This is a genomic window from Acinetobacter sp. ACNIH1 (assembly GCF_002934695.1).
In the GTDB taxonomy this organism is placed as follows: Bacteria; Pseudomonadota; Gammaproteobacteria; order Pseudomonadales; family Moraxellaceae; genus Acinetobacter; species Acinetobacter variabilis.
This window is the reverse complement of record NZ_CP026420.1, coordinates 2,974,478-2,987,302: the sequence shown is the minus strand read 5'-3', so window position 1 is coordinate 2,987,302 and position 12,825 is coordinate 2,974,478. Positions and strand designations below refer to the sequence as shown.

The following is a 12,825-nucleotide window of genomic DNA, read 5'->3' as shown; positions in this document are numbered from 1 at the left end:
CTAAAGTTGTAGATTGAATATTTTTTAGACAGACCAATAAAAAATAAGACGAAGTTGATTAATTATACTTTTCACGTTATTTATATTTTTATTATCTAGGCACAATTAGGAGGTTATTTACTTCTTTTCCTAGAAATCTCACGCATAAAAAAAGCCCCCTGCGCTAGCAGAGGGCTTTTGGAATAATGAGCTGGCGATGACTTACTCTCACATGGGAGACCCCACACTACCATCAGCGCTAAGAGGTTTCACTTCTGAGTTCGGGAAGGGATCAGGTGGTTCACTCTTGCTATGGTCGCCAGCACAACTGTTTATGGATACTTGCTTTGGTCTTATGTCTCACTTTTCAGTGTATGCCAATGCTTTTTCCAAATGAGTTATTAACAGAATATCTGAGTTCTTGCGAGTAGAACTAAGCAGTGCTTAATTATACTCTCATTTGTTCGATTAGCTTAACTAAATCAAGGCTTCGTCTGATCGTTAGATCAATATGAAATCAATTGACGCTTTATATACAACTGCTTGGGTGTTGTATAGTCAAGCCTCACGAGCAATTAGTATTGGTCAGCTTCACATATCGCTATGCTTCCACATCCAACCTATCAACGTCGTAGTCTTCAACGGCTCTTTAGGAGACATAAAGTCTCGGGGAAATCTTATCTTGAGGTAGGCTTCCCGCTTAGATGCTTTCAGCGGTTATCCCTTCCGAACATAGCTACCCGGCGATGCGACTGGCGTCACAACCGGTACACCAGAGGTTCGTCCACTCTGGTCCTCTCGTACTAGGAGCAGATCCTCTCAAATTTCCAGCGCCCACGGTAGATAGGGACCGAACTGTCTCACGACGTTCTAAACCCAGCTCGCGTACCTCTTTAAATGGCGAACAGCCATACCCTTGGGACCTGCTTCAGCCCCAGGATGAGATGAGCCGACATCGAGGTGCCAAACACCGCCGTCGATATGAACTCTTGGGCGGTATCAGCCTGTTATCCCCAGAGTACCTTTTATCCGTTGAGCGATGGCCCTTCCATACAGAACCACCGGATCACTAAGACCTACTTTCGTACCTGCTCGACTTGTGGGTCTCGCAGTTAAGCGCGCTTTTGCCTTTATACTCTACGCGTGATTTCCGACCACGCTGAGCGCACCTTCGTACTCCTCCGTTACTCTTTAGGAGGAGACCGCCCCAGTCAAACTACCCACCAGACATGGTCCTCGCTCCCGATCAGGGAGCAGAGTTAGAACCTCAATATTACCAGGGTGGTATTTCAAGGACGGCTCCATGGCAACTAGCGTCACCACTTCAAAGCCTCCCACCTATCCTACACAAGTAAGATCAAAGTTCAATGTCAAGCTGCAGTAAAGGTTCACGGGGTCTTTCCGTCTAGCCGCGGGTACACCGCATCTTCACGGCGAATTCGATTTCACTGAGCCTCTGCTGGAGACAGCGCCGCCATCATTATGCCATTCGTGCAGGTCGGAACTTACCCGACAAGGAATTTCGCTACCTTAGGACCGTTATAGTTACGGCCGCCGTTTACTGGGGCTTCGATCAAGAGCTTCGCTTACGCTAACCCCATCAATTAACCTTCCAGCACCGGGCAGGCATCACACCCTATACGTCCACTTTCGTGTTTGCAGAGTGCTATGTTTTTAATAAACAGTTGCAGCGGCCTGGTTTCTGAGGCTGCCAACAGCTCAAGGAGCAAGTCCTATCACCGCCGGCAGCGTACCTTCTCCCGAAGTTACGGTACCATTTTGCCTAGTTCCTTCAGCAGAGTTCTCTCAAGCGCTTTGGTCTACTCGACCTGACCACCTGTGTCGGTTTCGGGTACGATTCCAGTGTAACTGAAGCTTAGAGACTTTTCCTGGAAGTATGGTATCAGCCACTTCACCAGTAAACTGGCTTGCTATCAACTCTCAGCATAGAGCACCCCGGATTTGCCTAAGATGCATGCCTACTGTCTTCCACCTGGACAACCAACGCCAGGCTGACTTAACCTTCTCCGTCCTCTCATCGCATTACACTGAAGTATTGGAATATTAACCAATTTCCCATCGACTACGCCTCTCGGCCTCGCCTTAGGGGTCGACTCACCCAGCCCCGATTAACGTTGGACTGGAACCCTTGGTCTTTCAGCGAACGGGTTTTTCACCCGTTTTGTCGTTACTCACGTCAGCATTCGCACTTCTGATACCTCCAGCAGACTTCTCAATCCACCTTCATCGGCTTACAGAACGCTCCCCTACCACTTGCAATAAATTGCAAATCCGCAGCTTCGGTACATAGTTTTAGCCCCGTTACATCTTCCGCGCAGGCCGACTCGACTAGTGAGCTATTACGCTTTCTTTAAAGGGTGGCTGCTTCTAAGCCAACCTCCTAGCTGTCTATGCCTTCCCACATCGTTTCCCACTTAACTATGATTTAGGGACCTTAGCTGGCGGTCTGGATTGTTTTCCTCTTGACTACGGACGTTAGCACCCGCAGTCTGTCTCCCGGATAGTACTCATTGGTATTCGGAGTTTGCATCGGTTTGGTAAGTCGGGATGACCCCCTAGCCGAAACAGTGCTCTACCCCCAATGGTATTCGTCCGAGGCGCTACCTAAATAGCTTTCGGGGAGAACCAGCTATCACCGAGTTTGATTAGCCTTTCACCCCTATCCACAAGTCATCCCCTGGCTTTTCAACGACAGTGGGTTCGGTCCTCCAGTTAGTGTTACCCAACCTTCAACCTGCTCATGGATAGATCACCCGGTTTCGGGTCTATACCCAGCAACTATACGCCCTATTAAGACTCGATTTCTCTACGGCTCCCCTATGCGGTTAACCTCGCTACTGAATATAAGTCGCTGACCCATTATACAAAAGGTACGCAGTCACCACACAAAGTGGCTCCCACTGCTTGTATGCATGCGGTTTCAGGATCTATTTCACTCCCCTCACAGGGGTTCTTTTCGCCTTTCCCTCACGGTACTGGTTCACTATCGGTCAGTCAGGAGTATTTAGCCTTAGAGGATGGTCCCCCTATATTCAGACAAGGTTTCACGTGCCTCGCCCTACTCGACATCATCATATCAGCCCTTTCGTGTACAGGACTATCACCCACTATGGTTGCACTTCCCAGAGCATTCCACTAAAACTGATATGACTTAATGGGCTGTTCCCCTTTCGCTCGCCGCTACTGAGGGAATCTCAATTGATTTCTTTTCCTACGGATACTGAGATGTTTCACTTCTCCGCGTTCGCCTCATAAACCTATGTATTCAGTTTATGATACCGACCTTATAGCCGGTGGGTTCCCCCATTCAGACATCTCCGGATCACAGGATATTTGCCGCCTCCCCGGAGCTTTTCGCAGGCTATCACGTCTTTCTTCGCCTCTGACTGCCAAGGCATCCACCACATGCACTTAATTACTTGACTATACAACCCCAAACAGTCGTTTATCCCACAAGTAAGATAAGCAACAGATTATGATGATTACTCATCACTCTCATACAGTTGGTGTCTCGTAGATTTAACTACCGTACAGCTTCAATTAGATTCATATACCAAAACGCTTGATTCAGTTAATTTCGCTAGTTCTCATTCAATCACTTCAACAATCAATCTTGCGATCTTTCGTTTCCGCTCTTTCATGAGTATGAACAAATTATTTCAACTCAAATATATTCTGTTAATGATTTAATGCATCCTCGTCGGACTGCATTACTGTGATAAATCACAGAGATTAATAACAATGCCGCGTATTATACGCCGCTTTCTTACTAAGCTCTATAAGCTATCAAACCGTTTGCTTAATGTTTAACTCATTGCATCGCAATGAGTGGTGGAGACTAGGAGAGTCGAACTCCTGACCTCCTGCGTGCAAAGCAGGCGCTCTACCAACTAAGCTAAGTCCCCAGCTTATCAATAAGTCAATGTTCTGATTTTCTGTTTTCTGGCAGATGGTGGGTCTGACAAGACTTGAACTTGTGACCCCACGCTTATCAAGCGTGTGCTCTAACCAACTGAGCTACAGACCCTCAGATACATCGTCATGAAGAACAACTTGTTGTGGATTCTTACCAATCGTCAATCTTTCGTTAAGGAGGTGATCCAGCCGCAGGTTCCCCTACGGCTACCTTGTTACGACTTCACCCCAGTCATCGGCCACACCGTGGTAAGCGTCCTCCCTAAGGTTAGACTACCTACTTCTGGTGCAACAAACTCCCATGGTGTGACGGGCGGTGTGTACAAGGCCCGGGAACGTATTCACCGCGGCATTCTGATCCGCGATTACTAGCGATTCCGACTTCACGCAGTCGAGTTGCAGACTGCGATCCGGACTACGATCGGCTTTTTGAGATTAGCATCTGCTCGCGCAGTAGCAACCCTTTGTACCGACCATTGTAGCACGTGTGTAGCCCTGGCCGTAAGGGCCATGATGACTTGACGTCGTCCCCGCCTTCCTCCAGTTTGTCACTGGCAGTATCCTTAAAGTTCCCACCCGAAGTGCTGGCAAATAAGGAAAAGGGTTGCGCTCGTTGCGGGACTTAACCCAACATCTCACGACACGAGCTGACGACAGCCATGCAGCACCTGTATCAGAGTTCCCGAAGGCACCAATCCATCTCTGGAAAGTTCTCTGTATGTCAAGGCCAGGTAAGGTTCTTCGCGTTGCATCGAATTAAACCACATGCTCCACCGCTTGTGCGGGCCCCCGTCAATTCATTTGAGTTTTAGTCTTGCGACCGTACTCCCCAGGCGGTCTACTTATCGCGTTAGCTGCGCCACTAAAGCCTCAAGGGCCCCAACGGCTAGTAGACATCGTTTACGGCATGGACTACCAGGGTATCTAATCCTGTTTGCTCCCCATGCTTTCGCACCTCAGTGTCAGTATTAGGCCAGATGGCTGCCTTCGCCATCGGTATTCCTCCAGATCTCTACGCATTTCACCGCTACACCTGGAATTCTACCATCCTCTCCCATACTCTAGCTAACCAGTATCGAATGCAATTCCCAAGTTAAGCTCGGGGATTTCACATTTGACTTAATTAGCCACCTACGCGCGCTTTACGCCCAGTAAATCCGATTAACGCTTGCACCCTCTGTATTACCGCGGCTGCTGGCACAGAGTTAGCCGGTGCTTATTCTGCGAGTAACGTCCACTTATCCCAGGTATTAACCAGGTAAGCCTCCTCCTCGCTTAAAGTGCTTTACAACCAAAAGGCCTTCTTCACACACGCGGCATGGCTGGATCAGGGTTCCCCCCATTGTCCAATATTCCCCACTGCTGCCTCCCGTAGGAGTCTGGGCCGTGTCTCAGTCCCAGTGTGGCGGATCATCCTCTCAGACCCGCTACAGATCGTCGCCTTGGTAGGCCTTTACCCCACCAACTAGCTAATCCGACTTAGGCTCATCTATTAGCGCAAGGTCCGAAGATCCCCTGCTTTCTCCCGTAGGACGTATGCGGTATTAGCGTCCCTTTCGGAACGTTGTCCCCCACTAATAGGCAGATTCCTAAGCATTACTCACCCGTCCGCCGCTAGGAATCAGGTGCAAGCACCCTATCCCCGCTCGACTTGCATGTGTTAAGCCTGCCGCCAGCGTTCAATCTGAGCCATGATCAAACTCTTCAGTTAAAATCATTTCGAGTTTTATAAGTAAAACTCTTAAACTTGGCTCATCAATTTCCTGACTTAAATTTCGCTCAAATAAACTTCGAGTAATTCAAACCAATCAATCAATGAAAATAATTTCGATCAATCAACCAGTAAAAATCCACACAAGTTGTTCTTCATAATCTCTTAATGATCTTTCTAACATCTCGTCAATGCCAGAAGCTGGACTCCGATAAACTTAACAACTCAGCAATCTGCTTCGTTCGTTTCCGTCTATCTCGTCGGTATGGGTGCATTCTAGAGGATTTCAGAATCATTGCAACCCCCAATTCACTATATTTTTCACGTATGTATCTTTTTTCTACGAATTTCGTTAAAAAATCGCTTTTTTATCTAAATTTTGAGCATTTTTCTTCAATAAAAGCCGTATTCATTGCAATTCAATTTAAAACAGTAAAATTTATTAAGACCTGATAACTATCAAAAAACTGTGATTTTTAAATAAGACCGTACAATTTAAGGGCTGTATCCAGAATTTTCCGAAACTCTCTTATATCAGGTTACATATTTTGCTGTTTTCTATCCGACTTATATATAGAGCTTTTTGTAAGATCAAAATCTTTGCTGTATACAGATTTTTCTTAACACTCGGTTTTAAAGAACAAAAATAAGGATATGATCTTTCTAGGTTTCAGATCATCCGGAAATCTTACTTAAGCGCAGAAGAATAAGCAGAAGATTAAAATCGATTAAGCCACATTTGAGTATTTATCTTTTATCCAGTGCTGCATCACTTCCTCAATCACTTCTTTCTTACCACTATAGTCTTCAGCAGCAAACAATAATTTGGCCCGACGTGGCAGGCGTTCTTTGACTAATGAAAAGAGTAAATAGTGGGAGGCAAGATCTAATTGCTGAAATAAGGCCTGTACCTGATCAAAAGATTTTTGTTTTCGCTCAGCAGACTCATATTCGAAGAGAAAACGCAAAATGAAATCGATGTCTTCATCAAACATCTGTTCAGTCTGGTATTGATACACCTTATTTACCTTTCTTTTTATAGATGGATTGAGATTCAAAGATAATTCATTTACCTCACCATGGATTTAACCTTAATCCAAGCTGATTCATCCATCTTTGTTTTGAATTTATTGAAGATTGAACATATAGCCAGACAACACCAATAAAAAAGGAAGAGATCTCTCCCAAAATCTCTTCCTTAGAATTGAATCTTTACCCGATCCATTACGTCATTATTATAGTTATTCACATTATATTAACTTGTCTCTTTACTTAGAGACCTGATCAATTATGGAGTTGTCTGTTATTGATCATTACCCTCTAGATATGCTTTTCACGGAATCTCTAGACGAATAAATCTTATACACAAAAAACCTGAAATGCAAGCCAAATGGAAAAATTTAAATGTTGTTTTTATAAGGTTTTTTTTGAATTTCTATATTTATATAATTCATATACAACTTAAAAAATAAAAGCAGGTCGAAGCCTGCTTTTATTTCAATAACTTAGAACCAGCTTTAGTCAACGAAGGTCACTTTTGCAATTGCTTTTTTGCTGGCCTGAATAATTAAAGTTACGTTCTCTTTCACAGAAAAAGACGCATCAACCGGTTTCCAGTCCACTTTCACAGTGCCGCGGCCTAAGGCATCTTTAGCTTGAGCAGCATTTTTGGTTAAGCCAGCTTCACGTAAAATTGAAGTAATGAAGATCTCACCACCAAATTCGCCACGTGAAATAGTCACTTCTGGCGTACCTTCAGGCAGTTCACCTTCAGTAATGATATTACCTGCACCTTTATGGGCATGAGCGGCAGCTTCAGCACCGTGGAAACGTTCTACCAGTTCCAGGGCAAGAATGCGTTTCACTTCCTGCGGGTTACGGCCTTCTTCGATTTCTTTCAGCAAGCCTTGAATTTCTTCTATAGATTTGAAGCTGAGCAGATCGAAATAACGCTCAATCAATGAATCTGGCATAGACAGTACTTTCTGATACATCGCGCCCGGTGCATCGAATACACCAATATAGTTGCCTAAAGATTTAGACATCTTGTTCACACCATCCAGACCTTCAAGAATTGGTACAGTGATACACACCTGTGCTTCCTGGTTATAACGGCCTTGCAGGGTACGACCCATCAACAGGTTAAAGGTCTGGTCTGTACCCCCTAACTCCACGTCAGCTTCCAAAGCAATTGAGTCATAACCTTGAACCAGTGGATATAAGAATTCGTGAATCGCAATCGGTTGCTGGTTGTTATAACGCTTGGTGAAGTCATCACGCTCTAACATACGTGCAACTGTTTGTTGTGATGCCAATTGAATCAGGTCAGCTGCAGTTTTTTGTGCAAACCATTCCGAGTTGAACACGACTTTGGTTTTGTTTGGATCAAGAATTTTAAATACTTGTTCCTGATAGGTTTTTGCGTTTTCCAGCACCTGTTCGCGTGACAATGGCGGGCGGGTTGCGCTCTTACCCGTCGGGTCACCGATCATCGCAGTATAATCCCCGATCAGGAAGTACACTTCATGACCCAAGTCCTGGAATACTTTTAATTTATTGATTAAAACTGTATGACCTAGGTGCAGATCCGGTGCAGTTGGGTCAAAACCCGCTTTAATTTTTAAAGGACGATTCTGCTTTAATTTCTTCAGAAGGTCTTCTTCAGAAATAATTTCGTGGGTGCCTCGTTGGATGAGGGCAAGTTGTTCTTCAGCCGGCAGGAAATTTGACATCACAAAATCCAAATACATCAGTTATTCAATTTGTGCGATATACTAACACTTTTTCAGCACATTGCAGGCTTAAGAATAATCATGACAGCGATCTATATTGGGGTAATGACCGGCACAAGCATGGATGGTGTCGATATTGTTGCTGCTTCTTTTGATCCACTTCAGCTTCATGCTACCCTCACCTTGCCTTTTGATCCCGATCTTCGTGATGAACTGATGGCACTGACTTTGCCAGATGACAATGAAATCGACCGCATGGGCAAAGCTGATGTTGCACTGGCACAGATGATTGGTCATGGCATCAATACGCTGATTGAAGAAAATAATTTAAACAAATCGCAAATCAAGGCAATTGGATCGCATGGTCAGACCATCCGGCATCGTCCTGAACATGGCTTTACCCTGCAAATTGGTGATCCAAATATCATTACTGAAATCACCCAGATTCCGGTCATTTCCGATTTCCGTCGTCGCGATCTGGCTGCTGGCGGCCAAGGTGCACCTTTAGTCCCCGCTTTCCATCAAGATATTTTCCAGCATGAGAGTATTCACCGTGTGATTCTGAATCTGGGCGGCATTGCCAATGTGAGTATTCTGCCGGCAGGTCAATCGGATCAGGTCTATGGCTTTGATACAGGCCCTGCCAATATTCTGATGGATGCCTGGTGTCAGCGTTATACCGGCCAGCCTTTTGATGAAAATGGTAACTGGGCAGCTTATGGCACGCCAATCCGTAGCTTATTGGACCGTTTACAGGAACATGAGTTCTTCTCAAAAGAGCCACCTAAAAGTACCGGCCGCGAAGACTTTAATCTGGAATGGCTGGATGAACAGATTGCTGATTGGCGCAATGATCTTCAATATGATGAACTTGAAGATACACCAGAGAATGTGCAAGCTACCTTAATGAAGCTCACGACCCGTGCGATTAAAAAAGCCATTTACCGTTCCGGTCTGGATACCGGTGAAGTTTATGTTTGTGGTGGTGGTGCCTATAATTCACATTTATTGGAACAGTTACGCTGGCGTTTGCGTAAACATCATTGGAGCGTACAAACCACAGCCGACCTTGGCTTAAATCCGACTTGGGTGGAAGGCACGGCTTTTGCCTGGCTGGCGATGCGTTTTATGAATCAACTCAGCGGCAATCTGCCGGCTGTGACAGGCGCATCAGGTTATCGCGTTCTGGGTACAATTACCTCTGTATAAGAGCAGCTTTAAGCTCACTATATAATAGTTATAAAAAGGGTCTGCATATTTGCAGACCCTTTTTATGATGAAGAACTATATTTAGATCATGTCTAAATTCTTCCTAACGCATCATTAGTTTGGCATTTTCATTTCTAAATGCACGCAGGATTTGCTGTCCTGCACGACCGGTCGGGCTTAAACCTAGACGGTTCTGTTCCTGACGAATCGCCTGACGGGTTTTATCTCCAATCAAACCATCCACCTCACCAATATCATAGCCACGGTGTAACAAGAATTGCTGGATCTCACGGCGTTCCGCACGTGACGTACCCGGATCATCGGTTGGCCAAGTTGCCTGGATGCTCCCTTTACCTTGTAAGCGGTCAGATAAATGTGCAATCGCTAAAGCATAACTTTCTGCTGCGTTATAGCTGTAAATAGCATCAAAGTTTTTAAAGACTAAAAATACCGGTCCATTTTCGCCTGCAGGCGCCAATAAGCCAGCCTGAGAAGATTCTGATAAATTGCCCTGCAATAGCAGAGTACCGTCAGCACGCACCACACCACGATTCATCCAGCTACTCAGTGATTTTTTATTGCGTCGGCTTTCGCCTGCAACAGACATGCCTTGTGGAATTTTTACTTCAAAGCCCCAAGGTTGGCCAGTCTGCCAGCCACGTTTTTTCAGGAAATTGGCTGTAGAAGCCAGTGCATCAGGAATACTGCTGACTAAATCACGACGACCATCCCCATCAAAATCAACCGCCAGCTCATCATAAGTCGATGGCATAAACTGGGTATGACCAAAAGCCCCCGCCCATGAACCTTTTAATTGGTTTTCATAGACATCACCCCGTTGCAGCAATTTCATGGTGGTAAAGAACTCACCACGGAAATAACTTTGACGACGACCTTCACAACTCAAGGTACCTAAGGCCTGTAATAAAGGATATTTTCCAGAAATATCCCCAAAATTACTTTCTACGCCCCATACAGCTATGATCGTTTCTGCCGGCACTCCATAGGCTGCGCTAATCCGGTTTAATACCTCACGATGTTGCTGCAGTTTTTGTCGACCCAGCTGTACACGTTCTTCATCCACCAGTCCGGACAGATAATCCCAAATTGGGGTCGAAAACTCAGGCTGATAATTCAACTTTTCAATCACAGAATAATCAGGTGTTAAATTTTGCGTATAACGATCGTAGGTTGAACCACTTACGCCTTGCGCAATCGCCTGACTGCGTAAATTGGCAAGACAATTCTGAAAATTATTTTGGGACGCATAATTGACCGGACTGCTCGGCACAGAAGACATATCCGTTGATGTCACACGCTGACCATTAATAATCAGTTCTGCCTGTGCCTGTGTAGCAGCTAAAACCAAAGAACCAACAAAAAGTGCAAGCCGTTGCATAAGACCCTTAAATATTTAGATTTTGAATTATGTTTCTACCTTAGCAGTTCATGATGAAAATTAAAGCGCCAATACGTAAATTTAAATTCATAATTCCTACACTTTTGAATTCATTTTGTAGCTTTTAAATTTAAAAACTTATCCACAAACTCATTTTAAATTCAAATCAAGCTTATTTTTAAATTTAAATTCAAAATTCAGGAAATTACTTTTGAATTTAAAAATGATTGTGGATAACTTACCTTTAAATCAGGATTCTTCAATCAATCAAAGGCTTATGGTATATAGCATTTCTATTTTAAATTCATTTTTATTAGAAGTAACTATTTTTAAATTCAAAACTTTAAATTCATTAATCAGCTTTTAAATTTGAATTCATATTTTTGAATTTAAATTTAAACAGCAAAGTTTAAATTCAAAGTTCATTTTTAAATTTGAATTTATTTTTATGAATTTAAATTCAAAACCTATTTCCAGTTTTAAATTCAAACTCAATGTTAATTTTATCCACAAGTGAATAACCTAGAATTCAGCTCAAAATAGCAGCAAATTAAATTATTATATTTATACTCAATTGATCAGTTTATAAGCAATTGATTTTAAAAATGATCCGACCAATGGCAAGGGATTTTTAAAGAGGCGCAATCATGCCTGAATCTGGACAAATAAAAAAGCGATCACCGAAGTGATCGCTTTTTTTATCAGCAGCTTAAAGCTTAGATGGTCATATCTTCGCTCAATGCCAGCGGATTTGGCAAAATCTTCGCCAGTTGACGACATAAAGTGGTCAGCTGAGCGCTGTCTGTGGGCATCAAAGTAATGTGGCCAATCTTGCGACCTTCACGCTCTGACTTGTTATATAGATGCAAGTGAGCGCCTTCTAAAGCCAGGACATCTTCAGATTTGGGATGCTGACCGATAATGTTTACCATCACGGTTGGACGCACCACTTCAGTTGAGCCCAGTGGCAGACCTGCGACCGCACGAACATGGTTTTCAAACTGCGAGCAAACAGCGCCTTCAATCGACCAGTGACCTGAGTTATGCACACGTGGTGCCATCTCGTTTGCATACAGGCCTTTGTCTGTCACAAACAGCTCAAGAGTCAATACACCCACATAATCCAAGTGATTCAGCAGGCGAGTGATGTAATCCTGCGCGACTGGTTGCAGATCCGCACTATTGGGTGCCGGAACAATCGAGTGCGACAGGATGCCGTTGTGGTGATAATTTTCAGCCAATGGCCAGGTTTTCACATCACCATTTTGACCACGTACCGCAATGATCGATACTTCACGCGAGAAAGTCACAAAACTTTCTGCGATCAGTTCACCAGCAGGGCCGAGTTCCGCCCAAGCCTGATCAATTTGATCAGCTGAACGTAAAACAAACTGACCTTTACCATCGTAACCACCACGAGAGGTTTTTAGCACGATCGGCAAGCCAAGCTCAGCCACGGCCGTCTGCAAGCTTTCCAGTGAAGTTACCGCTTTATACGGTGCAACCGGAATTTCCAGTTCATCAAATAGGGCTTTTTCAGACAGACGATGCTGTGCGATGGCTAAAGCCTGACGTGGTGGATGCAAATCTTTGTTTTGCGTTAAAACATCGATATCAGCCAATGGTGTATTTTCAAACTCCAGGCTAAAGACATCTGCGCTATTGATAAAGTCCTGCAAGCCATTTACAGCTTTGGTGGAGAAAACCGGACCTAAAGCCGCAGAAGGGCAGTCCGTATTGGCTTCAAAGAACGTACATTGAATATTTAGAGGTAGTGCGGCTTGTGCCATCATCCGGCCTAGCTGGCCGCCACCAAAAATACCGATGGTTTTATCCATTGTGTTTGATCCCGTATTAAG

At 44.4% G+C, this 12,825-nt stretch carries 5 protein-coding genes, 2 tRNA genes and 3 rRNA genes; 1 reads left to right on the top strand and 9 read right to left on the bottom strand.

Annotation, left to right across the window (positions count from 1 at the left end; translation table 11 throughout):
• Nucleotides 1-188 precede the first annotated feature (188 nt).
• The 7 genes from rrf to tyrS all read right to left on the bottom strand — a co-directional run bounded on the left by rrf (nucleotide 189) and on the right by tyrS (nucleotide 8,376).
• A 5S ribosomal RNA gene (gene rrf, locus C3F22_RS14580) occupies nucleotides 189-303 on the bottom strand.
• 230 nt (nucleotides 304-533) lie between these two features.
• A 23S ribosomal RNA gene (locus tag C3F22_RS14575) occupies nucleotides 534-3,425 on the bottom strand.
• 404 nt (nucleotides 3,426-3,829) lie between these two features.
• Nucleotides 3,830-3,905, bottom strand: a tRNA-Ala gene (locus tag C3F22_RS14570).
• A gap of 45 nt (nucleotides 3,906-3,950) precedes the next feature.
• Nucleotides 3,951-4,027 (bottom strand) — tRNA-Ile (locus tag C3F22_RS14565).
• A gap of 61 nt (nucleotides 4,028-4,088) precedes the next feature.
• A 16S ribosomal RNA gene (locus C3F22_RS14560) occupies nucleotides 4,089-5,626 on the bottom strand.
• The 16S, 23S and 5S rRNA genes sit together here with 2 tRNA genes alongside, the layout of an rRNA operon.
• Before the next feature lie 728 nt (nucleotides 5,627-6,354).
• A complete protein-coding gene (locus C3F22_RS14555) occupies nucleotides 6,355-6,645 on the bottom strand; it encodes a hypothetical protein (protein ID WP_104426812.1) in 291 nt (96 codons plus the stop codon).
• Nucleotides 6,646-7,143: 498 nt separating this feature from the next.
• The gene (gene tyrS / locus C3F22_RS14550) at nucleotides 7,144-8,376 is read right to left on the bottom strand and encodes a tyrosine--tRNA ligase (protein WP_161792066.1); all 1,233 of its coding nucleotides are present in this window, start codon (nucleotides 8,374-8,376) and stop codon (nucleotides 7,144-7,146) included.
• Between the two features lie 63 nt (nucleotides 8,377-8,439).
• Here tyrS and C3F22_RS14545 point away from each other — a divergent pair, with 63 nt between their 5' ends.
• The gene (locus C3F22_RS14545; protein WP_005233064.1) at nucleotides 8,440-9,567 is read left to right on the top strand and encodes an anhydro-N-acetylmuramic acid kinase; all 1,128 of its coding nucleotides are present in this window, start codon (nucleotides 8,440-8,442) and stop codon (nucleotides 9,565-9,567) included.
• Between the two features lie 103 nt (nucleotides 9,568-9,670).
• On the opposite strand, the gene C3F22_RS14540 is transcribed toward C3F22_RS14545, so the two are convergent.
• Both C3F22_RS14540 and C3F22_RS14535 read right to left on the bottom strand, forming a co-directional pair.
• Nucleotides 9,671-10,966 carry a lytic murein transglycosylase gene (locus C3F22_RS14540; protein WP_104426811.1) on the bottom strand — a complete coding sequence of 432 codons (1,296 nt, stop codon included), beginning with the start codon at nucleotides 10,964-10,966 and terminating at the stop codon, nucleotides 9,671-9,673.
• Nucleotides 10,967-11,682: 716 nt separating this feature from the next.
• Nucleotides 11,683-12,804: a 5-(carboxyamino)imidazole ribonucleotide synthase gene (locus C3F22_RS14535; protein ID WP_104426810.1), complete on the bottom strand. Its 1,122-nt coding sequence runs from the start codon at nucleotides 12,802-12,804 to the stop codon at nucleotides 11,683-11,685.
• Nucleotides 12,805-12,825: the final 21 nt, after the last annotated feature.

Coding starts and splice junctions, on each gene's coding strand:
- tyrS (WP_161792066.1), bottom strand. CDS start 8,376: ATGTATTTGGATTTTGTGATGTCAAATTTCCTGCCGGCTGAAGAACAA.
- C3F22_RS14545 (WP_005233064.1), top strand. CDS start 8,440: ATGACAGCGATCTATATTGGGGTAATGACCGGCACAAGCATGGATGGT.
- C3F22_RS14540 (WP_104426811.1), bottom strand. CDS start 10,966: ATGCAACGGCTTGCACTTTTTGTTGGTTCTTTGGTTTTAGCTGCTACA.
- C3F22_RS14535 (WP_104426810.1), bottom strand. CDS start 12,804: ATGGATAAAACCATCGGTATTTTTGGTGGCGGCCAGCTAGGCCGGATG.